This is a genomic window from Alcanivorax sp., assembly GCF_040119285.1.
Lineage (GTDB): Bacteria > Pseudomonadota > Gammaproteobacteria > Pseudomonadales > Alcanivoracaceae > Alcanivorax.
Map to the genome: position 1 here is coordinate 17504 of NZ_JBEDTY010000004.1, position 25371 is coordinate 42874.

The window sequence follows — 25371 nt, forward strand, 5'->3', positions numbered from 1 at the left end:
ACCATGAGAAAAATAAGAATATCTCATGCGGGATGCGGAGATTCAATAATAAAGAAGTTATCCATGGCCTCCACTCTTTTTGGCGGGAGAGGAGTAACTGCATCTATTGCTCCCTGGTCGGGGATAAAGACCGACGTAGTGATGACCGATCAGAGTGATCCATATGGGGAAAATGTGTCGAATATTGCCAACCGACATAATATTCCTGTTATTCACATCACGCGGTCGCTAGAAAATAGAGCCAGCGCGCCAGGCGCCGTAACACTTTACTCAGACCTTCCCGCCATTGAATTTCTCAATGCCATTGAGCAACTGCTTGGAATAGGAATAGCGGTCGAACCACACATTAACCAAAAGAAAGCGTTCATTGATACCATCGACCCGTTTTCCAGCCCGGTGCTCAGCCATGGGAATGCGCAGGTTTTCATTGATTATAGCTCTGGGGTTTGCCGCTCCGCCTCTCATAGCGACATGCTGTTTGTTTCAGAAGCCATCAGTAAAGAGCTGCCGATAACATCTCATCGCATTAAACCGTCAGACCTAAAAAGCATGGAGTGCAGTGTCAGTATCGAATACTTCTTCTTTTCGACACTCGCTAGAATGACCACTATTGAATGGAAAAAAACAGGACCGCTGCATCTCAAAGGCTGGCCAGACATTAAATCGAGGACTTATCCAAAAGCACCGATCACATTAGCAACAATGCTGCTTGGAACGACTAAACACTATAGTGATTTATCGCTGGCAGCACCTAAAAACATTGTTTGTGCTTTTTTATATGCCACCTATTTTTGCGGCTTACTGACCATTGAGCAACAACAAGGACAGCAACTTCAACGAAGAGAAAAAACTTTACCCCCTTCATCAAGTAACTTTTTTTCTACTTTAAAAAAGTGGCTCGGGATTTAAGAAACAATGATCAACTACAATAAGCTGCTTTTTGCAGGACCATTCGGCGCAGGAAAAACTACGGCAATACGCGCGATCTCCAATTCAGCGCCTATTTCCACCGAAACGCCTATTTCCACAAGCCCTGAAGGAGAAAAAACCACCACGACAGTGGCAATGGATTACAGCTTCATCAATATGGAAGGCACTACCGTACATGTGTATGGCATGCCCGGACAGGATCGCCTTGCGTTCATGCGAGGGATCCTTATGGAAGGGGCCATTGGCGCCATCCTATTGCTCGATGCAGCTCAGCCTTCTCTCAACGATGATCTGCAAAGTTGGCTGAAATCTTTGGCGGCTTTATCTCCAGGGACCCCTATCGTCATTGGGGTTACCAAAACCGAACTTGCACCCCCCTCCTTCTCTCTGAACAGCCTTAGGCAACTGGTCAGTACGGTTTCCGTTACCAGCCCGGTTCTTTCCATAGATGCCCGCGAGAAAGAAGATATACAACAGTTAATCCGAATGATTTTGGTGCTTAGTGAAACTGAATTTGAAGCCGGTATAGAGAAGACTCTGGGCTATATTTAAACAACGGCTTGCTGCTTAGCCGGCTAAAGCGCCTCTGAAAAATACCTTGCGTGCTCGGTTTTCAGGCTGATTCGCGGTCTATCTCATCCAAAGCCTGACAGACACAAATAAACCCAACCTCAGATGAGATTGGGTTTATTTAATTACCAACAGAGGGGCAACAGTGCCCATAGGCGCCCTTTCGTGTTTCTCATATCAGCTTACTCTGCAGGTTCGCTTGTCCTTACGCCTATAGCCAGCGAGTGGTCATAATCATCGTTGGTGCCAAACTGGTCTGATTCAATCTCAAAGCCCGCACTGGATAACACCAGAATTTCACCATCCAGCGCGACAATAAACTCTTCGACGCCATCTTCCTCCGGGAAGGTGACAGACAGGATGTTGCCATCCAGTTCCCAGCTACCGCCGGTAAACGTCTCCGGCCCATCGGTAAAGTCTTCTACCCTGTGTTCACAATTGAAATTACCGGGCTCACTTTCGGTACACTCTTTATTTTCAAAATCAATTTCGCGACCGCTTTCCTGGTACTGTTCGGTCAGGGTTCCATTCGTCTCGAACGTAAGCACACTACGCCCGCCGAAGCCTTCCAGGTAAGCGCCTTTATAGGGGCTCAAAGCATCCGCATAGGTTCCTATCACGGCGCCCAGATAGGAAATGGTGTACGTCGCACCGCTGATTTTTTCCCGCAAGGAAGACGGTGTTCCCGCCGCATCTTCCAAAGCAACGATACGATCATTGTTATCGTTGATAGCAGTAATCAGCGCCTGGAAGTTGGCATCCACACCGGCAGCAGTAGCCGCTTGCCCGGATTCAGGTGCGGTATAACCTGTCACGTCACTCGCTATTGCGCTGGCACTCATCACAGTTGCGGCGAGGCCTGTCAGGATTACTTTTTTCATCTCTTTTACCCTCTAAGGTTATTTCCTTTAACCAATGGCCTCACTGCCAGTTGGCTTCATCCCAGTCAAATTCATTCCAGACTGCACCTGGCGTTTCAGTTGTGCAGGAAGGCGCATTGGTATCCGGATTACAGGGATCAGCATCATCCGGGTCTGCGGTATTGGCGCCGTATCCATCGCCGTCCGCATCCTCGCTTTCGGTAGCATCGTCAGGGAAGGCATCTTCGTTATCGCCTACACCATCGTTATCGCGGTCAGCACTTTCATTGGCGTTACCGGGGAAGGCATCCGCATTGTCCCCCACGCCATCGCCGTCGCTGTCCAGAGCTTCGTTGGGGTCATTCGGGAAAGCGTCTGCGTTGTCACCAACCCCATCAGAATCACTGTCCATCGTTTCGGAAGCATCACTGGGGAAGGCGTCACTGTTATCGCCGACACCGTCATTATCCGCGTCACTCGTTTCAGACGGATCTTCAGGGAAGACATCGCCATTATCCCCAACACCATCTTCGTCACTGTCGATAGTTTCGGCTGGGTCTTCAGGGAACTTATCCGAGTTATCCCCTACGCCGTCTTCATCGGTATCGGTTGTTTCAGAAGAGTCGTCAGGGAAGGCATCGGTGCCATCCTCAACACCATCTTCATCGCGGTCCGGGTCGTAGGGCGCGGTGTCCTGTTCGTTCAACAGGCCATCACCATCGATATCGGCATCGCTAGTATCCGGCGTGCCATCTAGGTCGATGTCACTTTCCACTACCGCCGGTTCAACAACTGGGAAGGTGTTCTCTGCTGTGGAGGTATCGGTGTCGACCCCTGTATCTTGCGTTTCACCAGCCACCACTGACGCAACTTGAGATACCGTTTTGGTAGAACCGGGAATAGTTAAGGAGGAAGGGTTCTGAGTTACTTCCGCGACAACGTCCGCAATGTTGGCGAAAGAGGCAATGGCAGCCTCGCCACTCTTGCCATCAACCTGACCATCATTCAGGTCTTCAGACAATGCGTTGAACATGGAGTCCGCCGTTTCGGTGCTACCGGGGTCCGCCAACTTTGCTGTTTTGGCCATGTCCGCCATCAGCGCGGCGACCGCTTCCACCGCCATTCTCAGCTTGACCACCTGCGCCTGATCGTCCTGATCACTAGTGATCAGCGGCGGGGAAGAGAGCAAATCAATGCTATTATCCAGAAGCCCGAAACCGAACTGGCTACGCACCTTGTGCTTGGCCAGTTTCAAGGCGGCAGTCCACTCTGCGGCGGTAACGGTTCCATCGGTATCACCAATAAAGCCATTGGTGTTGCTGTCCGCATTACTCAGCGCCATGTTCACCACCAAGGTACTTAGTGGCGTTGGGTAATTGGTCTCACCGGCAGCAACGGCCTCTGCCGAGGTGACAGAAAGCAATCGCGTGATGACCGGCGCCTGGCCCGTAGTGAGATCCAACGTATCGGCATCCGCCTGCACTTCTACGAGCACCTCTCCGCTTGTTCCATCAGGGATGCTGACCCCTGAAAATGCGGCTTCCCTGTCAGTACTGCCGGTGTCCAGTTGCTCGCCAAGCCCGCCAGCAGCATTGAAATCCAGTTGATAGAGCGTCACCGCAGCGTTCGCCAACGGGCCCTTGACCGCACTGCCTTTGACCGCACTACCTGATTTATCGGCACCTGTAGAAGGGCTGTCACTCCCGCTACTTCCGTCTCCGCCGCACCCGGCAATGGCTACCGCCACTGCCAAACTGGCAACTCTGAATGTTCCCTTCATGTGTGATGTCTCCGATCACCCCAGTTTTGGTATAGCACCAAACTAAACCTGAGCAACAAGAGCGCACATCACCCATTTAAGGTATAAAACAAAAAACGCTTACAGAGCCCCCAGCACTACCCAACAAAAGCACTTTAAGATACAAATCCAGACCGCCTATTGCGCGCTTAGCCACACGACTTCAACACGCGGGCAAGACGGTCCGCAAAAATCGCCGGTTGTTCCATCTGCGGAAAATGCCAGGTGCTCGCCTGCAACCACTCTGTTACATAGGGGGCGCAGCGAGCGCGGGCAGCCTCACCCACCAAGTCACCGTTAATGGCATGAATGGGACAGTCTATTTCAGCGAAAGCCGCATTCGGAGACCATCGCAACAAGTCGGACCACAGGGGCAACATGGCATCCTGACGGGCTCCAGCCATCTCGCGCTCCAGTGTTTGTTTTTCCTGCTCACTCAAATCCGGGCCGGCATTGTTGGCCACCAAATTGGCAATCCCGGAAACAAAATTGTCCTGAAAGGGGGTCTCAATCTGGCGGGCGGTTTCTTCATTCAGATCCCCGTAGGGGATAACAAAGGTGTCCACCAATACCACAGCTTTAACCGGCTTTATCCGGGCCGCCTCCAGCACCACAGCGCCCCCCATGGAGTGCCCCACCAGCACAGGGTTATCGATATCAGCCAGCGCCGCCACCAGCGCTTGGGCTTGGGCCGCTACAGACCACTCGGATAATGTCACCTCTCGCGCCTCACCATGCCCTGGCAGGTCCACAGCAATCAGTCGCGTTCCTTGCGGAGGGCAATCCAGCAGGCACTGCCAGTGCTTGCGGTTGCAGGTCCAGCCATGGACTAGCACCACGGGCTGCGATCCCTTTCCTGCTTCTGTTATCGGTAAGACCTGCTCACTATTGATCGCCAAGGTTGATTCCACTTTTCTCTCCTATTCACCAAATTGTGGCATGGGTTGTTTACATTCAATTCTGTACCCAGATCGGGTAAATTAGAGACTCACGAAGGGAACAACAACCAATGACTCACTCTGCCCTGGATGGATTATTGGGCCCCGAACGCGGGCACCTGCTCGATACCTTATACGAGGCACCACAGGCCCCTGACGCCTGGCCACGTTTTCTAGCCCAAGCCGTGAGCGCCACCCAATCGCGCTCCGCTCGCATGCTAGTGCTCGACCGTCGGGCGCAGACCGTACTGTCCAGCATCAAGCACAATATCGATGAGAGCGACCATCAGGCTTATGTGGACCACTATGTGAACGCTTGCCCCTGGCGCCCGGAATTAAACGATAAGCCCCCCGGCCAGCTGTATTCCACCTTTCTGGATTTCTCCTGTCGGCAAAACGCCTTCTACCGCACTGAGTTCTATAACGACTGGGCCCGCATCCAGGACATCCACCATGGTGTGTGCGGCACCGTTTGGCAGGATGAAGACCATACTGTCCAGCTGCTGATTCAGCGCACCAAGAATCAAGGCCACTACAACCGAGAAGAAACCGACCAAATCAACGATCTGGTGATGCATGTGCGCCGTGCCGTACGACTACAGACCCAGTTCAGCGCCCTGAAGCACCAAAGCGAAGCACTTCAGCAGGCGCTGGATATCCAGGCTCAGCCCTTCGCACTGCTGGATGCCAAGGGCACGTTGGTGCATATCAGTCAGGAGGCAGAGCTGCTCATTGCAGCGCATCCGCGCATGGCACTAGGGAACCGTAAACTGACGTTCCAAGACTCAAGACAACACTCGGCATTACTGCGCCAACTGGCTCAGGTCACTCATCCCAATCCCGCTTTTCGGGGCAGCGGCGGTGTCATTGCTGTCGCACTGAACAACCATTTGTCTACCCGCTGCCTGGTTTCCCCCATGCATCCCGGGGCAGCTCCCAACGGTTTCAACACCCACCCAACGCCCCTGGCGATCGTCTACTTTCAGGACCCTCTGGGCGATATTGAGGTCGATTTGGATAGCCTGATGCAACTGTTCGAGCTCTCTGAAGCCGAAGCTCGGGTGGCCGCCGGCATTGCCCAAGGATTGTCGCCCCAGCAAATTGCCGATAATCATTTTCTGTCTGTCCACACTGTCCGCACACAGCTGAAAAACACTTTCCAGAAAACCGGCACCATGCGCCAGACTGAGCTGGCCAAGCTAGTGCTCACTTCCCCTGCGGCTTGGCGCTGGCGCCGTCCGCCGTTGAATCTGAGCTGCCCTGCATAGCCTTACCTGCCACTTCCAGAAACAGCTCAAACTGATAGGCAAAACGCCAATCCTTCTGCCGCAACTCATGGAGGGAATACCAGCCAATATCACTGACCTCCAGGCGAGCCTGAACCGGTAACGGCAAGGATTTCCCCTCTGGCAAAGAATCGGCGGGGATACAACGATAGAGATGAAAACCATTCTTCATCACCTGCATACGCTCCCCTACCACAACCTGTAGGCCAGTCTCTTCAAGGGTCTCCCGGTATGCCGTGCACTGGGCCAATTCTCCGGGCTCAAGGGTTCCCCCAGGCACACCGAGCTTGCCGCCCCAGCGATGGCTAATTAGCAACACCTGCTGATCACGGATAATCAGACAGCCAGCATTGGCGCGCCGGTCATCCTCCTGCCCAGGCACGCGGGGGCAATCCGACAGCGCCTGCAGTGACGGCAAGAGAAAAGATAGGGTAATCAGGAAACGGTATGCCTTCATTGGAACAACCTGCACCGACAAGATGACGGTATCATGGCAGTTTTCGCAAGCTGGAGCGGATCAACGCTCGCGCCACCGACCCCGGTCACTCAATTAAGGGCAATCGGTGCTCCCGCGTAGCCGCGACGACTTCGTCAGGGATGACAATTTCGGTGGCCAAAGGCAAATGATCCGACAACAAACAGTCGGAGAGTACCCGGGTGTGGCGACTTTCCAGTTCTGGCGATAACAGGATGTGATCGATATGACGATCCGGCGCCCAGCTGGGATAGGTATTCAGGTTATCCGCCTGCACCGTCTGCAACCCCAGCTCGGAAAGCGGAGAGTTATCCAGGTGGTCCAAACGGCAATTGAAATCGCCCATCACCACCACATACTTGTAACTTCCCAACAACCGGGCCAGATAGGACAACTGGGTATTGCGCACCTTCTCACCCAATGCCAAGTGGGCCACCACCACCACCAAAGGCTGGATCGGGTGGCCATATTTGATAACGATAGCACCACGACCAGGCAACCCGGGTAAACGGTGGTCGGTTATTTCGAACGGCTGGTGACGACTGAGAAAACCATTACTAAACTGTCCAAGACGGCCAAGATTACGGTTCAACTGCTGGTGCCAAAAAGGAAAGTCGGCCATGGAAGCCAAGTGCACTAGTTGATTCATGTTGCGCGACCGCAGGCTGCCACCATCGACTTCCTGTAGGCCCACCACATCAAAGTGGCTTAGCACCTCAGCGATCTGCTCGATGGTTTCCACACTGCGTGGATGCGCCACCAGATGCTTCCAGCTACCGGTAATATAATCACCAAATTTCTGGCTGCCGATGCCTGCCTGGATATTGAAGCTCATTAGCTTCACGGTATCCTGAGGCAACAACACTTCCCGTGTCTGGCGAGTCTTTCGTGCCCCTTCCCTGGCAAAGGAAAAACCCGCAGGTCGGGCTTTCCAGTCACGGTAGGCCAGTCTGGCGCGATCAAGCAACATACATCAGCTGCCTGTGTTTTCCTTGTTCGCCAAGTATTCAATCACCTTGAACAGCTCCTCGTTGTTCTTCACGTTCTCGCGCAACACCAAATACTTGCCGTTCACCACGAAATTCGGCACTCCCGGAATCTGGTATTTCTTGCTCAACGCATCGGCCTGACGAATCTTGGTGGAAACACCAAACGAACCATATAGCTTGCTGAACTCAGCAGGCTCAACATCATACTTGCGGAAAAAGTTGGCCAGCGCCGGCTCGCTGAATAAAGGCTCACGATGTTTATGAATCGCATCAAACAACGGCACATGCATTTCATCAACCAGCCCAAGGGCGTCTTCTACGTAGTAGGCACGTGCCAGCGGTTCGGCGTTACGCAGGAATAACACTGGAGTACGCACATAGTCGATGTAGTCTGGCTTCTCTTCCAGCCAGGCATCAACTGCCGGCTCCAGTGAATAGCAGTGTGGGCAGCCGTAAGAAAAGAATTCCCGTACTTCTACCTTGCCTGGATTATCAACAGATCCGGGCACATCCAAAACTTTATAATGGGTATCTACCGCAAAACGGGCGTGTTCTTCAGCGGCCGCAACTCCGGTCGCCAGCCCCAGACTCAGCAGCAAAGCCGTTACCATGCGAAGCATCTCATGCTCTCCTTTTTTGTTGGTTTGCGCCCACTATGACAACAAGGACGGCATTTTTCTCCCTGGCAAGCACAATCCGCACCCACTCAGAATCCTATCTTTTCATGTTGACCATAAAAAAGGCAGCCCGCAGGCTGCCTTTTCTACAAACCGTAGCCAAACAACCTTATTTGGACAGCCCGGAGATGAAGCTTGCTACGGCCTTGATTTGGGTATCTGTCATTTTCGCTGCCACCGTCTGCATCATACCCAGCGTATCGTTGTCCGAGTCATTGGTGCGTTTGATAATGCCATCACCCAAGTCGTTACGGCCTGCTGCACGGAAGGCTTTCAGTTGATCTTCCACGTATTGGGCATTCTGCCCAGCCAGATGCGGGTATTTGGCCGCATCAATGCCTTGCCCAGCCGGCCCGTGGCAACCAGAGCAAGCCGGAATGCCGTTAGCCATATCGCCACCGCGGTAGAGCTTCTCGCCCTGCTCAACCCAATCTGCGCTCGCCTGGCCCGCTTCCGGAACCAAGGTGGCGTAATAGGCCGCCACATCCTGCATGTCCTGTTGGCTCAGGCCTGCGACCTGCGCCTTCATGACCGCATTGTCACGGGCACCAGACTTGAACTCCTGCAGCTGTTTCACCAGGTATTCTTCCCCCTGGCCAGCCAGTTTCGGGTAAGTCCCGGTAAGAGTCTCGTTACCATCCTGGCCGTGGCACGCGGCGCAGGGGGCGGCTTTTGCTTTGCCTGCCTCAGCATCACCGGCCGCCATAGCCTGGGTGGCGGCGACAGCAGCAGCCATCAGCACGAACAGTTTAAAAAACTTCATGGCCTATCCTTCAGTACAGCGTCTTATTTGCTTTTGGACATGTACTCAATCAGAGCACGGTATTCTTCGTCACTACAATCGTTACACATGCCTTTGGGGGGCATGGCATTAAACCCTTCCTCGACGTGCTTCACCAGGGTATCCATGCCTTTTTCCATGCGTGGTTTCCAGGCGGCTTCATCATGGGATATGGGAGCCCCAGCAGCACCGGAAGCATGACAGAATGTACAGCTGCTGTTGTAACGTTCCTCTACAGTCGCTGCATTGGCAGCCCCCGTAACCAGAACCATTGCAAGACCTGCTACAAAACCCTTCATACACTACCTCTGCTATGCTGGCGAAGTCCGTTTGCCGTTACCGACAAACACCACGTTGTAGAACGTCGGCCGCCCCAACCACCAATAAATACGCGGTTAAGTGACAAGCGGGCGGGATTATATACCAGTCTGGTGGGCGCCGTCATATCCCATGTGAAGGGTAGGGGTATAGACGCACCAAAGTCACGCCCTCGCCACCGCCCAAAGTGGCTAAAACATCAACTTTAATGAATAAATTGCCCATTCATTTTCTCTCGCCAGCGGGTATGCATTGCCAGCCGCAGGCCAGACAGCAAGAATAGCCCCCTGACGACATCCAAAGGCTCCTTGTTATGCCCATGCACCCCATGGAAAAACGACTCCACCAGGCACTATTCCTGCAAAGCGCCCAGCGCCTGGACCAATGCCCGCCGGATGAAGGACTGGAAGTAGCCTTCGCCGGACGCTCCAATGCCGGAAAATCCAGCGCCATCAACCGGCTCACCGGCCAACGAAGCCTGGCCCGCACCTCCAAGACCCCAGGGCGGACCCAGCTATTGAACTTCTTCCAGCTCGACGAAGAGCGTCGACTAGTGGATCTACCCGGTTACGGCTATGCGAAGGTCTCTAAGAGCAAACGTAACGAGTGGCAGGAGCATCTCGACCATTACCTTTCCGAACGTCAGACGTTAGTCGGGCTCGTGCTGATGATGGACATCCGCCATCCGCTCAAGGACTTCGATTTGATGATGCTAGAATGGTCCGCCCAGGCCAACATGCCCATCCACATTCTTATGACCAAGGCCGACAAACTGAAGTTCGGCGCCGCCAAGTCCACCCTGCTACAAGTGCAAAAGCAGCTAAAGGAACACCCTGCCCCGCTGTCGCTACAGCTGTTTTCGGCCACCAATGGCACCGGATGTGACGAAGCCTGGGACAAGCTGGGAGAATGGCTGGGAATAGAGCGCCTGACACCCTAATGAGCGCAGGACGGAAATAAGGGCCAAGCTCACCCCCGCATAACCCACCCAGTGTTTTCTTCAGACAAAAAAATCCCCGGCAGCAATCTAGGGGGAAGGGAACGATTACGCTGCCGGGGAGGCTTGCCACTCTGGCCCTTTTGGGGGAAAAGACCAGAGTTATACAGCAACGGATCGGTGAGGGTACTGGGGGATCGGGGGTTCCAATCCGTTGCTATGTAGTGAGAGTGCGCTTTTTTAGAAAAAGTTCCAGCCCTCGACAGTATTTTTCTTCTCAACTGTCGATCCGCGTCACAAAACTGGCGCACTGCGGCACTTCGACTCTTGCGCCGTGTCTAGCAAGAGCGTTACCCACCCTTTACCTTGATCTGGTATCTTACTGTTTAATAAGAGGAAAATGGCAGAAAGTTAAAACTGGCACGCTGGTTGCTAGTTCTTTTGCAAGCAGGCTCAATAACCTGCAGCCGGCAGAAATGTCAGGCAAAAAAATCCCTGGCAGCAATCTTGGGGGAAGGGAACGACTGTGCTGCCAGGGAGGCTTGCCGCCCTGATTTCGGGGGAGAAATCAGGGACTCCAAAAAACTACGGATCAGCGAGGGTACTGGGGGATCGGGGGATGCCAATCCGTAGCACTAAATAGGACCGCCGCTTTTTCCGAAAAGTTCCAGGCGGTCTTATCTTTTACAGATTTTACCTTCAGGGTAAGCGACACGCTGCCACGCTATCATGACAGCAATATACCGACACTCGCCCCTTCACGCTTCCAGCAATACCGCCTGGCGCTAAACGCAGAGCACGACGTTGCCGTCCCTTTCTACCCTCGCGTTTGTAGCTCGAAGCCTGCTGCTTTTATTGCTTCCAGGGCTCGCCGCGGGTTCCTTTCATCCGTTTTAACTGCCGATGCATGGCCGCCTTGGCCAGCATGTGCGCGGATACCGGGGCGGTGATAAACAGGAACAGGGTAATCAACACCTCATGCAGCTGCAGCCCGCGCTCCTGCCAAGAAAAAAACAGTAACGACGCCACAATAGTACCCCCCACACCCAGCGTGGTGGCCTTGGTGGGGCCATGCAAACGGGTATAAAAGTCCGGCAAGCGGGCCAGCCCAATGGACCCCACCAACGCAAACACCCCACCAACAATTACACTGGCCGACACCAGCCACTCAATGAGAAAATCCATAAATCGCTCCGCTTGCTTGACGCCGCATGCTCCATACCCGACGCAAACACACTGCGTTCAGCGTCAGGCATTTGGCACCTGGCGCTTATTCAATAATATCCCCGCGGGTGACGTATTTCGCCACCGCAATGGTACTAACAAAGCCGATCAGCGCGATCAGCATAGCCGCTTCAAAATACAGCTTGCTGTCCACCTGAATGCCATACACCACGATCAACGCAATGCTGTTGATGTACATGGTATCCAACGCCAACACTCGATCTGGCAGGGAAGGCCCGATTATCAAGCGGTACAAGTTCAGCACCCAAGCCAAGGTAATCAGCGCCAGGGCAATGGAAATCGCCGTCTCTAACATTCGAAAATCTCCTTCAGCGGCTGCTCATAGCGCTGCTTGATCTCCGCCACCAGTGCCGCCACGTCATCCACATCCAGCGCATGCACCAACAATGTTTTCCTGTCCAGACTCACATCCGCGGATACCGTTCCGGGAGTCAGCGAAATGGTGCTGGCCAGCAGAGCAATGGCAAAGTCGTCTTCCAATTCCAGCGGCAGCTCCACAAAGCCCGGGCGAATGGAGCGCAGCGGCCCCAGCACCTTAATTGCTACAGATACATTGGCCAACACAATGTCGTACAACACCACCACCACAAAGCCCAACAGCTTTGGCAGGTTGCGAATGCGCGGCACGTTCGGCCAGAACGGCCGGGTCCCCAGCGGTAATAGCACCGCCAAAAGCGCCCCCAATACCGCATGCCCGGCAGTGAAACCGCTAAGCAGCATCCAGGCGAACCACAGAATCAGGCTCAGGCTGGGGTAAGGCAGCACGCGATACAGTAACTTCATGCCTCACCTCCCAATACTGCCGACAAATATAAATCCGGGTTACGCAGCTGCTCCGCTACCGCAGCGGTTAGCTGCAACAGAGGCTCCGCATACACGGCCATCAACGGGCTCAACATCAGCAGCCCCACTGCGGCTAGCAGATGCCTGCGGGCCGGGCGCAGGCCGCTGCCCTCCCCGGTGGTGCGCCAGAACAAGGTAGAACCTGCCCGGCTAAGGGCAATCAAACCACACAGCCCCGCCAGCAGCAGCAGCAGCCAATAAGTCGGATCCGGTACGCTGCGCAGCAACGCCACTTTACCGACAAAACCAGAGAGAGGCGGCAAACCCACCACCGCAATCGCCGCCACAAAAAACAACAGTGACAGCCGACCGCCATTAAGAATCGCCGGGCCAATCTGCAGGTAATCCGCCACGTCGCCTCGACCACGGGCAATCAAGTCCGTAAGCAGAAACAAGCCACCGCAAATCAGGGTGGAATGCAGCAGGTAGTACAGCGCCGAGCCCACCGCCTGTAGCTCACCGAAGGCCAAGGCCGCCACTAATGTACCCACAGACATCACTACCAGGTACGACACCAGTGTGCCCAGCCGTTTAGCGCCCAGCACGCCAATGCAAGCCAATGCCAATGTCACCAACGACAACCACCAAAGTGACGCCTGCCCCAGTCCAGCAAAGGGGCCATCGGCAAACGCCAGCGCATAAACCCGCAGCATGGCGTAAAAGCCCACCTTGGTCATAATTGCAAACAATGCGGCCACCCCGGCGGTGGCACCGGCATAGGCCGCTGGCAGCCAGAAATACAATGGAAACAATGCCGCCTTGAGCCCAAACACCACCCACAGCATCAACACCGCTACCTTTAACAAGACGGCATGGGTGCCGGTAAGCGCCTGGGCCTTCACCGCAAAGTCCGCCATGTTAAGCGTGCCGGTGGTTCCGTAAATCAACCCCAACGCGATTAAGAACAGCGCCGAGCCCACCAAATTAAGCACCACATAATGCAAGCCTGCCTTTACTCGCTCCGGGCCTCGGCCGTGCAGAGCCAAGCCATAAGAGGCAATCAGCAGCACTTCGAAAAATACGAACAGATTGAACAAGTCTCCGGTGAGGAAGGCGCCGTTGATACCCATCAGCTGAAATTGAAACAAGGCATGGAAATTCGCGCCTTTGCGATCATCACCACAACTGGCGTACAGCAGCGCAGGGAACGCCAATACTGCCGTCAGCAGTACCATCAAGGCACTGAGCTTATCCAGCACCAGCACAATACCGAACGGTGCCTGCCAATTACCCAGCGCGTAAACGGTGATGTCTCCGCCCCAGGCCTGATTGCCCAGAAAAATAGCCGCGGCCAGCAGCGCCGAGCAGGACAGCAGGCCGGTGATCCGCCGCAACCGGTGGCGCTCACGCACCTCCAGCAACAGCAACATACCCGCCAGCGCCGGTATCAGTATCGGGGCAATAATCCAGTGGCTCATGAACGGCCCCCTTCATCCGGCTTGCCATCCACATGATCACTGTGCAGCTCCCCTTGGGCACGCAAGGCCAGCACTACCAAAAATGCCGTCATGGCGAAGCCGATGACGATGGCGGTGAGCACCAGCGCCTGAGGGAGCGGATCAGTGGGGTCCGGGCTCATCCCGACCACCGCCACCTGGTTCATCTTTAATCCACCCATGGAGAAAAGAAACACATTCACGCCGTAACTCAGCAGCGTTAGGCCCATAACCACCGGGAAAGTCCGTGCACGTAGGCACAGGTACACCCCGGAGGCCACCAGTACACCAATAATGATTGCCACCAGCAGTTCCATCAGGCGTTCTCCCTCTTGTCATCCAGCAGCGAAAGCTTGCCCAGGTTGGCCAGCATCAACAGTGTTGCGCCCACCACCGTCAGGAATACCCCGGTGTCGAACAACATGGCGGTGGCCAGCTCGAATTTGCCGATCACCGGCAGCGATACATAAGTAAAGGAACTGGTCAGGAAGGGGTAGCCAAAGGCCCAACTACCCACACCGGTCATACCGGCCAACAATACGCCCAGCGCCACCACCGGGTGATAATCCCCTGGCATGCGGCTGTGTACCCACCCCACCCCGGAGGCCACATATTGCAACACCAAGGCCACCGAAGTGATCAAGCCAGCCACAAAGCCGCCACCGGGCAGGTTATGCCCGCGCAAGAATATGTAGACCGCAATTAACAGAGCCAGCGGCAGCAAGGGCCGGGAAATGGTCACCAGCACCAACGGGTGGGCATCTTTCGCCCAAGGCCGGCCCTGCGAATCGTACTTAGCAGAGGCCAGGTTCAGGTCTTTGAGCAGGGCATAAATGCCCATAGCGGCAATCCCCAGCACGGTGATTTCACCGAAAGTATCGAAACCTCGGAAGTCCACAAGGATGACGTTCACCACATTGGTGCCACCACCACCGGATTTGCTGTTATCCATGAAAAACTGGCTGATGGTGGCGGTCTCTCCGGTCATCACCAAAAACGCCAACACCGCAACGCCGCCGCCGGTGATAAGTGCCAACAGCACATCACGGAACACCCGCACAGACGAGGACTCCACCTTAGTGCGCACCGGCAGGAAATACATGGCCAGCATCAGCAGCAACATGGTCACCACTTCCACCGACAGCTGGGTCAACGCCAAATCCGGTGCCGAGAAGCGCACGAACAACAGCGACACCATTAGCCCCACCACGCTCAAAGACATAATCGACGTCACTCGGTGCCGATGCATGATTGTGGTCAGCAAGGCGCTGGCCACCAGCATGGTGGTACAAAGAATCGCCACCCCGTCCATAGGCAACATGGGGGCCGCCAAACTCAGCGCCGGCAGGTGCCACATCTGGGTAAGCAAAATTACCGCCACCAACGCCACACCCCAGGCCACATAGCTCTGCAATGAGCCGTTCTGCAGCCAGCCGGTAATGGCGCTGGCCATTCGCCCCAGCTGCTGCATTCGCCCCTCGAACACCAATTTGGCGTCCACCTCCGGCAAGCGAGTCCATAGGTCAAACAAACGGCGACGTTGGGAATAGACAAAGATGCCGCCGAACAGGGCAATAAAGCTCATCACCAAGGGCACGTTAAAGCCATGCCAGATGGCCAAGTGATACTCAGGCAACTCACCGCCCAGAGTGGCAGAAGCAGCCACCGCCAGCAGCCCGGCCACGGTGATCGCCGGGAACACCCCCACCGCCACACACAGCGCCACCAATATCTCCACCGGCACCTTCATATAACGCGGCGGCTCATGAGGCGGATACTTGGGCAGGTTGATGGGCTCACCGTTAAAGAACACGTCATGAATAAAGCGCGCAGAATAGGCCACCGAGAATATCCCGCCCAGCGTTGCCCCCAAGGGCAGCAACCAACTCAGCGTCCCCAGCTGTTCAGACTGCAAGGTTTCGGTAAAGAACATTTCCTTGGACAAAAAGCCGTTCAATAGCGGCACCCCGGCCATGGCCGCCGACGCCACCATGGCCAGCACCGCCGTATAGGGCATGTACTTCCACAGGCCATTAATGCGGCGCATGTCGCGGGTACCGGTTTCATGATCAATAATCCCCGCCGCCATAAACAGGCTCGCCTTGAAGGTAGCGTGGTTGATGATGTGGAACACGGCAGCCACCGCCGCCAACTGGCTGTTCAAACCGAACAGCAGAGTAATCAGGCCCAAGTGGCTAATGGTGGAGTACGCCAGCAAGCCCTTTAGGTCATGCTGGAACAGGGCCACCAGCGCGCCCCAGAGCAAGGTCGCCATACCCGCAAGGGTGACAATATCGAACCACAGGTCCGTGCCTGCCAAGGCCGGATACAAGCGCGCCAGCAAGAACACACCGGCTTTCACCATGGTGGCGGAATGCAGGTAGGCGCTCACCGGGGTCGGTGCCGCCATGGCGTGGGGCAACCAAAAATGGAACGGGAACTGAGCACTTTTGGTAAAGGCCCCCAGCAACACCAGGCACAGGATCAGCGGGTATAGCTCGCTGCCACGAATCAAATCCCCGCTGGCCAGCACCTCCGTTAACGAGAACGAGCCCACCACATCGCCGATCAACAACACACCGGCCAACAACGCCAGGCCGCCCATGCCCGTCACGGTCATGGCCATGCGCGCGCCCTTGCGCGCCCCGGTTTGATGACCCCAGAAACCAATCAGCAAGAATGAGCTCAAGCTGGTTAGCTCCCAGAACACCACCAGTAACAGCAGGTTATCGCTGGTCACCACCCCCAGCATGGCGCCCATAAACAGCAGCAAATAGGCGTAGAAGCGACCGGCTTTTTCCTTGGCGGACAAGTAATAGCGGGCGTAGAGGATCACCAGCAAACCAATCCCCAGCACCAGAATGGCAAACAGCAATGCCAAGCCATCCAGCCGGAAAGCCAGCGACAGGTCCAGTGAAGGGATCCAGCTCAAGGTGCTGTGTAACGTCTCCCCGGCAAAGACCCTGCGGGCCGGGTTAAACAGTAGCGCCAGCGCCAGCGCCGGCAGCGCCGCCGCCCCGCAGGCCAGCAAGGTGCGATTCCCCGTTACGCGCTCCACCAATGGCGGCAGGAACGCGCCCAGAAAGGGCAACATCACCACAAAGGCAAGATTCATAGTCAATCCGTTGTCATTATCACAAGAGCGGCAACCCGCCCGTTAGCTTGAATAGGGTGAACTAGAAAGACAATGACAGCGGCGGATCAGGAAAATACGGGCGACGCCCCCGGCGCGGACACTGGGACAGGATGATGCGGCAAGGCTGAACCAGGAAAGGGGTCATAGCATCCGTATCGAAAGAATTGAGGTCGCAGTATGCACAAGTTCAGCGGCAAGCGACAAGCCTCAAACGACAACACGTGGAAAGCTTTGCTGAACAGGTAAGCCCGTGCCCGGCGTCTACCAATAACGAATGCCCAGCCCGTGTTGCCGCTTGTAGCTAGTTGCTTGTCGCTCGCCCCTGCCCCTTGGCCCCATTTCCGCTACACTCTCTCCATCATTCAGTCAGCAGAAGTCGAGCCCCATGTCCGCAGCCGAAAAACCCATCATCCTGGTCGATGGTTCCTCCTACCTGTACCGTGCCTTTCACGCCCTGCCGCCGCTCACCACCTCCAGCGGCCAGCCCACCGGGGCAGTACGCGGTGTCGCCTCCATGCTGCGCAAACTGATCAAGGACTACGACCCGCAATACATGGCGGTGATCTTCGATGCCAAGGGCAAAACCTTTCGCGACGAACTGTTTGAAGAGTACAAATCCAACCGCCCGCCCATGCCCGATGATCTGCGCGCACAGGTGCAGCCCCTGCACGACCTGATCCGCGCCATGGGCCTGCCGCTGATCATCGAAGACGGCGTGGAAGCCGACGATGTGATCGGCACCTTTGCGCGCATCTTCGGCGCCCAGGGCAAGCCGGTGCTGATCTCCACCGGCGACAAAGACATGGCCCAGCTTGTCACCGAGCACGTGACCCTGATCAACACCATGAACAACGCCCTCTACGACATCGAGGGCGTGAAGCAGAAATTCGGCGTGGGCCCGGAGCTGATCATCGACTTCCTCGCCCTGATGGGCGACAAGGTGGACAACATCCCCGGCGTCCCCGGCGTGGGCGAGAAAACCGCCCTGGGCCTAATACAGGGGCTCGGCTCCCTGGAAGATATCTACGCCAATCTGGACAAGGTCGCCGAGCTCAGCTTCCGTGGCGCCAAGACCATGGCCAAAAAGCTGGAAGAACACAAAGAGATGGCCTTCCTCTCCTACCAGCTGGCCACCATCAAACTGAACTGCGAACTCAGCGAAGACCTCAACGACCTGAAACTCGGCGAACCGGACAACGAATCCCTGGCCCGCTATTTCAAGGAACTGGAATTCAAAGGTTGGTTGAGCGAAATACTCTCCGGTGCCGACGCCAGCGTAGTGGCCGCTGCCGAAGAGGCCGGTAACAACGAAGCCGCCCCCGCCGCCGGTTTCAGCCGCGACGCCTACGACATCGTCTACAGCGAAGCCATGCTGGATAAATGGCTGGATAAACTGAAAGCCGCTGGCGAGTTTGCCTTCGATACCGAAACCACCAGCCTCAACTATATGAACGCCCAACTGGTGGGCTTCGCCGTGGCCGTCAGCGACAAGGCCGCCTATATCCCCTTCGGGCACAACTACCCCGGCGCCCCAGACCAGATCGACAAGCAGTTGGTGATCGACAAGTTCAAGCCGTTGCTCGAAGACGACAGCCTCAAGAAAATCGGCCAGAACCTGAAATACGACATGAGCGTGCTCGCCGAAGACGCCGGCATCACCCTGCGTGGCGTCGCCTTCGACACCATGCTGGAATCCTACGTGCTCGATTCCGTTGCCACCCGCCACGACATGGATTCCCTGGCGCTCAAGTACCTGGGCCGCAAGACCATCAGCTTTACCGACATCGCTGGCAAGGGCGCCAAGCAGCTCACCTTCAACCAAATCGGCCTGCACGAAGCCAGCCCCTACGCCGCTGAAGATGCCGACGTGACCCTGCGCCTGCACCAGACCCTGTGGCCGAAACTGGAAGCCGAAGACCGACTGCCCGAGATGTTCCACGACATCGAATTGCCGCTGGTCACCGTGCTCAGCCGCATCGAACGCAACGGCACCTACGTGGACGCCACCTTACTCAAGCACCAAAGCCAGTTTCTCGCCAAACGCATGGCGGAACTGCAAGAAAAGGCCTTCGACATCGCCGGGCAGGAATTCAATCTCGCCAGCCCCAAACAGCTGGGCGAAATTCTCTACGAAAAGCTGGAAATCCCGGTCATCAAGAAGACCCCCAAAGGCGCGCCGTCCACCGCCGAAGCGGTGCTACAAGAGCTGGCCCATGACTACCCACTGCCCCAGGTGATCATGGATTACCGCGGCGTGGCCAAGCTGAAAAACACCTACACCGACAAACTGCCGGAACTGATCAACCAACGCACCGGCCGCGTGCACACCTCCTACCACCAGGCGGTGACCGCCACCGGGCGCTTGTCTTCCAGTGACCCGAACCTGCAAAACATTCCGGTGCGCAGCGAAGAAGGCCGCAAGATTCGCCAAGCCTTCCTCGCCCCCAAAGGAAAGAAAATTGTCGCCTGCGATTACTCACAAATCGAGCTACGCATCATGGCGCACCTGAGTGGCGACAAAGGCCTCACGGATGCCTTCGAACAGGGCCTGGATATTCACCGCGCCACCGCCGCCGAAGTATGGGGCAAAACCCTGGACGAGGTCAGCGACAACGACCGCCGCAACGCCAAGGCCATCAACTTCGGCCTGATTTATGGCATGAGCGCCTTCGGCCTCGCCAAACAACTGGGCTTGCCGCGCAAAGAAGCCCAGGAATACATCGACCTCTATTTCGAGCGTTACCCCGGCGTGAAAAAATACATGGCCGACACCCGCGCGTTAGCGATAGACAAAGGCTACGTGGAAACCGTTTACGGTCGCCGCCTCTACCTGCCGGAGATCCACAGCAAAAACGGCCAACGCCGCCAGGCCGCCGAACGCGCCGCCATCAACGCCCCCATGCAGGGCACCGCCGCCGACATCATCAAGAAGGCCATGATCAAGGTGCACGACTGGCTGGACACCACCGACTTCGACGCCAAAATGATCATGCAGGTACACGATGAACTGGTGTTTGAAGTGGCGGGAGATCAGGTGGATGATCTGGTCAAGGAAGTGAAAGCGCGCATGGAGTCAGCGGCGGAATTGAAAGTGCCGTTGATTGTGGATGCGGGGATTGGGGGAAATTGGGAAGAGGCGCATTGAGCGCCTCTATTGAAAATACTGTGACGCAGCTTCCAGCCAAATAGACCAGTTATTTTTCACCCACCCACCCAAAAATACCAAGGGCACATAAATTACATACCAAACTGCATGCGCCTTCAAATGGTGCCAAAGCCCTCCTACCTCACCCTTCTGGTGAATACTCCGGTATTTATTGAGTGCTTTATCTATGTCGCCTTCTTTGGAGTAAATCAACGCTGATATGCTGTCAAAGCTAAATGCCGCATCTAGATAATGGGACAGAACTTCATCATTAGTTTTTGCATCTTCACCCAACCTGATATCTATCGTTTTCGCTTTCTCAAACAAGCTTACCGAAGATCGATATTCCGCTTTAATCTGTGGCAGAAAATCACCATTATCCACAAGAGAGGATGCATCATTGTCAATTCTCTTGACCGCCGCTTCCACATTATCCTTGGATTTATGACTAATCAGCTTAAGCACATCCAGCGCAGCCCTCTGAAGATGTCCTTCCATCTTCACAAGATGCCCTCCAGCCTCCCCATCCGTCATATCACGAAAGAAATGATCAAGGGCATTTCGATATTCATTCCAAACTTGTATTGGAATCTCGCTGTAGCGACTTTCATAAACCGCCACGAAATATCTCGCTATAAAGTATAGCTTTAACGAACGGGCAAACTTCTCATCAACCGAGGCAGCTGTTTGCTGCGCAGCCTCTAGCAATTCTTCTTTTGAGGAAAATAAAGCGAATAGCTTATCGGTATCATCACTCACAACAACTCTTCCATGAAAAACAAAAAAGGGGCCATTAAATGACCCCTTTCTCAAAACAAACTTATTATCAGCGAATAAAGATTCGCTTCAGAAATGAAGGTTTCTGAACCTCGGTATCAACATTCACCGTTCTATCCAATATGACACTACCTTGGCTTGGAACGCGAGAATCAAGACCCACAGACAGATCTGTAACTTTCACTTTCAAGAAAGCAGACTCGATCTCTTCCAAGTCTTTAGACCAAAAAGTAGCAGAGTCGACATTTCTGTAATTCATTTCCATCACCCATCCCTTATTATCCTAATCCATCTGGACTAGTAACCATTCTTGAAATGGTAGTCCGCACAAAAAGGACTATGGCCTTGGCCATAACCCTGAAAACTTAGTCAAGCTCGGATTGGGGCCGAGATTCTACCTCTGGCACAGCCCAAAGTACAGCCCCTGTTGAAAACATGTGGATAACCATGCATCTCTTCTACCACTTACCGCAGAAGACAACAAGCTGTATGCACTGCAGCGTGACATAACTCAACATAACCGGGACGAATGGCTCAACTTGTTGGGCAAATAACGAGTAAAGGCTAAAGTAAGAGGCATAACTACTCGCGCACAGGGGGTCAGACCTCACATTTCACACACACTACCAGAAAGTAAGCATTCGCTTGCCAATTCAGTCGCCAGCGGCTTACAACGCTTTGCCGGCAGCCATGTCAGAATACGCTACGAATTCCGAGACATGGAGGTTCGGAACACATGGCTCGACCGCTTCGTATTGAGTTCGCCGGTGCGCTTTATCACATCACGGCTCGGGGGAACGCCCGGGGCGACATCTTCTAGGACGATACAGATCGGCAGCGGTTTCTGGATCTCCTGGCTAAAGCCTGTGGGTTGTTCCACTGGCGATGCCATGCCTGGTGCCTAATGGGCAACCACTACCATCTGCTCCTCGAAACAGGCTCCGCGACACTGTCAAAGGGCATGCGTTGGCTGAACGGGGTGTACACCCAATACCACAACCGCCGACACCGCCGCGTGGGTCACCTGTTTCAGGGCCGGTTCAAGGGCATTCTAGTCGAGAAAGAAAGCTACCCGGACCCGGGGTCAGGTCTTGCATCGTGCACCCCTCACTATACGACTCACGCTAGAACGGTGCAGCCCAAAGTGATCGGCTATCTCTTTAAGGTTATACGCCCCACTGGCATGAGCCGCTGTAATGGCGCTATTACGGTTCGGCGCCATCGACTCAAAATCCGCCAAGGGCTGTGCCACGCGGCGCTTCTGGATCGCAGGTATTTCCGATAGCTTTTCCTGCCCGTCCAGCTTGCCCACCATCTGCGCCACAAAGGCATCGCTACCAAGGTAGACCTGATTCTTCAGGCCTTCCCACGAACTTGGCTGATCCCTGCCTTCCTGAACGAACCGCTTATAGCATGAAATCGCTTTATCCCTGCTCTCGCCGAAACTGGCGAGTATCCAGTCTGTGCTTACACCTTCCGGCAAGGCCTGAAGGCCAATGGTTCCCCGGTAGCTACTCCACGGCCACTCTTCAGCCGTATAAACCATACGCGCCCGGACCGGATTGAGGCCAATATACCTGGCCAATTCCAGCCTTAGCGGTCTTGCCACTAATCATCTCCGACATCCCTGTCGAAGTGATCTTAATACCTAACGGAAACCGCCAATGTCATCCATGTCTTAACATTCCGTCATCTCTTGGCGCACAGAGCAAGACTTGACCCCGGTTTTCGTACCCCAAGGGGTCGGAGCGTGCGCGGTGCTCAGCCTGCATGGCGGCTTCGGTAAATTGCTTGATGAGCGGCGTGAGAATGCCGCCTTTGCCGCTCAGATCCTGGCCGTCACGCAAAGCTTGCGGGGCGGCATCAATGTCGAATGTGGGTTTGCTCATGGTCCACCTCTCTGGTGCATAAATTAAAGAGGTGGCACAGAATTACGAACACTAGCGGCCTACCTTTCTCACCTCCTGCTCAGCCGACGGGTACAACATCGCCCGCAAAGAAGCCTTCCGCAATAATCACCGCCGCCATGGAGTCCACCCGGCTATCGGCTTTCTGAATGCCGGTGCGTTCGCGGGCTTCGCGGGTGCTCAATCGCTCATCGACCAACCAGACTTTTTTTCCGAAACGACCATGCAGACGGTTGGCGAATTTGCGCGCGCGCGCTGTGGATTCACTATCGCTGCCATCCATGTTCAACGGCAAACCCACCACCAAGACTTCCGGCTCCCATTCTTGTAAAAGCGCAGAAATATCCTCCCAGTTGGGCTGGGTGTTTTTGCAGGGCAGGGCTTTCAAGGGGGTGGCGGTCCCCAACAGCTTGTTACCGCAGGCCACGCCAATTTTTTGTGTGCCGTAATCGAAAGCCAGAATCATGAAAAATAGTGGAAAGTGGATAGTGGAGGGCGGATAGCCGCGCGCTTGGGCTTGCCGGTAACGGGGGAGTTATAGGTCGCACTTAAAGAACACAGAACCACTTCGACGTTTAAAAAAGGGGACATAGGGAGGCCAGCGGTTGCCAACGAGCCACTGCCCACTATCCATTGCATCAGCTATGCCCCGCCTGCGTGGCAATCAGGCTCATATCAACACCGATGCGGGCAGCGGCGGCATGCCAGGTTTGTTCGAAGGGGGTATCGAGGACCAGCTCGCGACTGGCCGGAGTGCTAAGCCACGCATTTTCCACCAGCTCCTGCTCTAGCTGACCGGCATCCCAGCCGGCATAGCCCAAGCAGATAAGCGATTGTTCTGGCCCCTCACCAATGGCGATGGCCTCCAGTATGTCCCGGCTGGTGGTGAGGATCAGGCCATCACTGAGAGGGACACTGCCATACCAACGGGTGGCCGCGCTGTGCAGCACAAAGCCGGCCTCCTGCTGTATCGGCCCACCGGCCACTACGCGATGTCGTTCCGAGGGCGGCACTTCGATTTCGATATCCATGTCGCTGAGAATATCGCCCAAGCTGATCTGTACCGGTCGATTAAGTGTCAGCCCCATGGCCCCCTCGCTGCTGTGTTCAACGATATAGGTAACCGAATGCTCAAAATCCGGATCGGCCATTTGCGGCATGGCCACCAGCAACTGGTGTTTTAAGGGTGTGTTTTCCATGGGCACAGTATCCGGGGCAGGAGAGAGGGCTGCAAGCTGCAACGCTATCGCCCATTCGCAGCCATCGTCGAAATGCACGAACCGCACCTTGGCCGCAGGTTGGTTTTGGCTCCGTGGCCAGCGCGCGACAGCGGGCGCCCAGCCTAGCGCTACTCTGTCTTTGCCTTGTCGCTTGAAGCTATTACTTGGATGACACCTTGCGATTACTGTCGAACTTCCAGGTCCGAATAATTTCCAACACGTCCATGTTGCGGCGCATTTCCGGGGTGAAGGCGTCGAACGGGGCCGCCAGCCGCACGCTTTGGATCGCCGCTTGATCGAGAAATTTATGGCCGGAGGATTTCAGCAATCGTACTTCTTTCAGGCCGCCATCTTTCTGAAGCGCCACCATCAAGCGAACAGCCCCATAGGTGTTGCTGTTCAGCGCCCGGGCGGGGAAGTTGCGGGTGCCCATGGCTTCTACCTTGCGACGAAAACCATCGATGTACACCGCTTCGAAATGGGCCTTGGCGGAAACCGATGTGAGCCGTCGCACCCGCGGACGCTTGGCATAGGCCTGTTTCTGCTCATCCAGCCGCGCCTGCAAGCTGGCAATTTGCTGGCTCAGATCCTGCAGGTTCTCCTGTTTGGCCACCTCCAGAGGTTTGGGGTTGGTCTTTTCTTTCTGATCGGCATCGATCTTGCGATCACTATCGCGGGCAGTGGTGATCACCAATTCCTGGCTGGCCCTGTCCCGGCGCTCCAGAGTGGTCTTTTCCTTGAGTTGTACATTTTCCAGTTTGCTGTCGGCAAAATCGGCCTGCTCCGGGGTGGTGAGCTCCCGCTTGTCGGCCTGGTCACCGGAGCCTTCCTGATTGCTCTGGGCGATAAAGTCCGCTTCTTCCGGCTCGTTGTCACTGCGGTGCTGAGCCAGGGTCACTTCCAGGGTATGCGGGGCAGCACGCTGCTTTTCAGGGGCAAAGCTCACCCCGAAGATCAGAATGCCATGGAACGCCACCGCCAGAAAAACGGTAAAGGTGAGACGGTCAGAGGCGGTAACAGATGCCGAATTTGATGCCATGTTATTGTTTTCGCTACTACTTTAATCGGCTTCAGTCAGCCATTGGTTTTAGCCATGAAGGGCA

At 55.2% G+C, this 25371-nt stretch carries 24 protein-coding genes and 2 pseudogenes; 6 read left to right on the forward strand and 20 right to left on the reverse strand.

The genetic code is table 11. The features are described 5' to 3' along the window. Positions 1 to 63: 63 nt before the first annotated feature. Together ABNH10_RS01070 and ABNH10_RS01075 are read left to right on the forward strand one after the other, a co-directional pair. Positions 64 to 909 (forward strand): hypothetical protein, encoded by an 846-nt coding sequence (locus ABNH10_RS01070; RefSeq protein WP_349384361.1) that lies wholly within the window; start codon positions 64 to 66, stop codon positions 907 to 909. Between the two features lie 6 nt (positions 910 to 915). Next, on the forward strand, positions 916 to 1482 hold the full coding sequence (locus ABNH10_RS01075) for a GTP-binding protein (RefSeq protein ID WP_349384362.1): 567 nt from the start codon (positions 916 to 918) through the stop codon (positions 1480 to 1482). A gap of 200 nt (positions 1483 to 1682) precedes the next feature. Here ABNH10_RS01075 and ABNH10_RS01080 read toward each other — a convergent pair whose 3' ends face one another. The 3 genes from ABNH10_RS01080 to ABNH10_RS01090 form a co-directional block, all read right to left on the reverse strand. Next, the gene (locus ABNH10_RS01080) at positions 1683 to 2381 is read right to left on the reverse strand and encodes a hypothetical protein (protein ID WP_349384363.1); all 699 of its coding nucleotides are present in this window, start codon (positions 2379 to 2381) and stop codon (positions 1683 to 1685) included. Between the two features lie 40 nt (positions 2382 to 2421). Next, positions 2422 to 4140: a hypothetical protein gene (locus tag ABNH10_RS01085; RefSeq protein WP_349384364.1), complete on the reverse strand. Its 1719-nt coding sequence runs from the start codon at positions 4138 to 4140 to the stop codon at positions 2422 to 2424. A gap of 167 nt (positions 4141 to 4307) precedes the next feature. Then, a complete protein-coding gene (locus tag ABNH10_RS01090) occupies positions 4308 to 5069 on the reverse strand; it encodes an alpha/beta fold hydrolase (RefSeq protein WP_349384365.1) in 762 nt (253 codons plus the stop codon). Between the two features lie 98 nt (positions 5070 to 5167). On the opposite strand from ABNH10_RS01090, the gene ABNH10_RS01095 reads away from it, so the two are divergent. Further along, a complete protein-coding gene (locus ABNH10_RS01095) occupies positions 5168 to 6364 on the forward strand; it encodes a helix-turn-helix transcriptional regulator (protein WP_349384366.1) in 1197 nt (398 codons plus the stop codon). Here ABNH10_RS01095 and ABNH10_RS01100 read toward each other — a convergent pair. The 5 genes from ABNH10_RS01100 to ABNH10_RS01120 all read right to left on the reverse strand — a co-directional run bounded on the left by ABNH10_RS01100 (position 6303) and on the right by ABNH10_RS01120 (position 9603). Next, positions 6303 to 6839 carry an NUDIX hydrolase gene (locus ABNH10_RS01100; RefSeq protein WP_349384367.1) on the reverse strand — a complete coding sequence of 179 codons (537 nt, stop codon included), beginning with the start codon at positions 6837 to 6839 and terminating at the stop codon, positions 6303 to 6305. The two genes, ABNH10_RS01095 and ABNH10_RS01100, sit on opposite strands and share 62 nt — an antisense overlap. 85 nt (positions 6840 to 6924) lie before the next feature. Beyond that, a complete protein-coding gene (locus ABNH10_RS01105) occupies positions 6925 to 7827 on the reverse strand; it encodes an endonuclease/exonuclease/phosphatase family protein (RefSeq protein WP_349384368.1) in 903 nt (300 codons plus the stop codon). Positions 7828 to 7830: 3 nt separating this feature from the next. Further along, a complete protein-coding gene (locus ABNH10_RS01110; RefSeq protein ID WP_349384369.1) occupies positions 7831 to 8466 on the reverse strand; it encodes a thiol:disulfide interchange protein DsbA/DsbL in 636 nt (211 codons plus the stop codon). 166 nt (positions 8467 to 8632) lie between these two features. Then, a complete protein-coding gene (locus tag ABNH10_RS01115) occupies positions 8633 to 9286 on the reverse strand; it encodes a c-type cytochrome (RefSeq protein WP_349384370.1) in 654 nt (217 codons plus the stop codon). Between the two features lie 23 nt (positions 9287 to 9309). Continuing rightward, a complete protein-coding gene (locus tag ABNH10_RS01120) occupies positions 9310 to 9603 on the reverse strand; it encodes a c-type cytochrome (RefSeq protein ID WP_011589922.1) in 294 nt (97 codons plus the stop codon). Between the two features lie 332 nt (positions 9604 to 9935). On the opposite strand from ABNH10_RS01120, the gene yihA reads away from it, so the two are divergent. Continuing rightward, positions 9936 to 10562 (forward strand): ribosome biogenesis GTP-binding protein YihA/YsxC, encoded by a 627-nt coding sequence (gene yihA, locus ABNH10_RS01125; RefSeq protein WP_349384371.1) that lies wholly within the window; start codon positions 9936 to 9938, stop codon positions 10560 to 10562. A gap of 849 nt (positions 10563 to 11411) precedes the next feature. Here yihA and ABNH10_RS01130 read toward each other — a convergent pair. The 6 genes from ABNH10_RS01130 to ABNH10_RS01155 all read right to left on the reverse strand — a co-directional run bounded on the left by ABNH10_RS01130 (position 11412) and on the right by ABNH10_RS01155 (position 17198). Continuing rightward, positions 11412 to 11744: a Na+/H+ antiporter subunit G gene (locus ABNH10_RS01130; RefSeq protein ID WP_011589924.1), complete on the reverse strand. Its 333-nt coding sequence runs from the start codon at positions 11742 to 11744 to the stop codon at positions 11412 to 11414. Between the two features lie 85 nt (positions 11745 to 11829). Next, positions 11830 to 12099: a K+/H+ antiporter subunit F gene (locus tag ABNH10_RS01135; RefSeq protein WP_011589925.1), complete on the reverse strand. Its 270-nt coding sequence runs from the start codon at positions 12097 to 12099 to the stop codon at positions 11830 to 11832. Further along, entirely contained in the window at positions 12093 to 12587 is a 495-nt protein-coding gene (locus tag ABNH10_RS01140) for a Na+/H+ antiporter subunit E (protein WP_349384372.1), read from the reverse strand. The genes ABNH10_RS01135 and ABNH10_RS01140 overlap by 7 nt, the downstream gene beginning before the upstream one ends. Then, positions 12584 to 14065: a monovalent cation/H+ antiporter subunit D gene (locus ABNH10_RS01145; RefSeq protein ID WP_349384373.1), complete on the reverse strand. Its 1482-nt coding sequence runs from the start codon at positions 14063 to 14065 to the stop codon at positions 12584 to 12586. The genes ABNH10_RS01140 and ABNH10_RS01145 overlap by 4 nt, the downstream gene beginning before the upstream one ends. After that, entirely contained in the window at positions 14062 to 14400 is a 339-nt protein-coding gene (locus ABNH10_RS01150; RefSeq protein WP_349384374.1) for a Na+/H+ antiporter subunit C, read from the reverse strand. The genes ABNH10_RS01145 and ABNH10_RS01150 overlap by 4 nt, the downstream gene beginning before the upstream one ends. Continuing rightward, entirely contained in the window at positions 14400 to 17198 is a 2799-nt protein-coding gene (locus tag ABNH10_RS01155) for a monovalent cation/H+ antiporter subunit A (RefSeq protein WP_011589929.1), read from the reverse strand. Before ABNH10_RS01155 ends, ABNH10_RS01150 begins: the two co-directional genes overlap by 1 nt. Positions 17199 to 17604: 406 nt before the next feature. Between ABNH10_RS01155 and polA the strand changes: the two genes are divergently transcribed. After that, a complete protein-coding gene (polA, locus tag ABNH10_RS01160) occupies positions 17605 to 20364 on the forward strand; it encodes a DNA polymerase I (protein ID WP_349384375.1) in 2760 nt (919 codons plus the stop codon). Between the two features lie 6 nt (positions 20365 to 20370). On the opposite strand, the gene ABNH10_RS01165 is transcribed toward polA, so the two are convergent. Beyond that, positions 20371 to 21123: a hypothetical protein gene (locus ABNH10_RS01165; protein ID WP_349384376.1), complete on the reverse strand. Its 753-nt coding sequence runs from the start codon at positions 21121 to 21123 to the stop codon at positions 20371 to 20373. An 856-nt stretch (positions 21124 to 21979) separates the two neighbouring features. On the opposite strand from ABNH10_RS01165, the pseudogene ABNH10_RS01170 reads away from it, so the two are divergent. Further along, positions 21980 to 22186: pseudogene (locus tag ABNH10_RS01170) on the forward strand (transposase); the annotation flags it as partial. 39 nt (positions 22187 to 22225) lie between these two features. Here the strand turns inward: ABNH10_RS01170 and ABNH10_RS01175 are convergent. From ABNH10_RS01175 to ABNH10_RS01195, 5 genes and pseudogenes are all read right to left on the reverse strand, one after another. Beyond that, a complete protein-coding gene (locus ABNH10_RS01175) occupies positions 22226 to 22750 on the reverse strand; it encodes a hypothetical protein (protein ID WP_349384377.1) in 525 nt (174 codons plus the stop codon). 151 nt (positions 22751 to 22901) lie between these two features. Beyond that, positions 22902 to 23030, reverse strand: a pseudogene (locus tag ABNH10_RS01180) (IS256 family transposase); the annotation flags it as partial. A 79-nt stretch (positions 23031 to 23109) separates the two neighbouring features. Continuing rightward, positions 23110 to 23514 (reverse strand): Holliday junction resolvase RuvX, encoded by a 405-nt coding sequence (gene ruvX, locus ABNH10_RS01185; protein ID WP_349384378.1) that lies wholly within the window; start codon positions 23512 to 23514, stop codon positions 23110 to 23112. Positions 23515 to 23686: 172 nt separating this feature from the next. Next, positions 23687 to 24325, reverse strand: a complete 639-nt coding sequence (locus ABNH10_RS01190; protein WP_502877105.1) for a YqgE/AlgH family protein — start codon at positions 24323 to 24325, stop codon at positions 23687 to 23689. A 103-nt stretch (positions 24326 to 24428) separates the two neighbouring features. Then, positions 24429 to 25307, reverse strand: coding sequence for an energy transducer TonB (locus ABNH10_RS01195; RefSeq protein WP_349384379.1), 879 nt, complete (start codon positions 25305 to 25307; stop codon positions 24429 to 24431). Positions 25308 to 25371 lie beyond the last annotated feature (64 nt).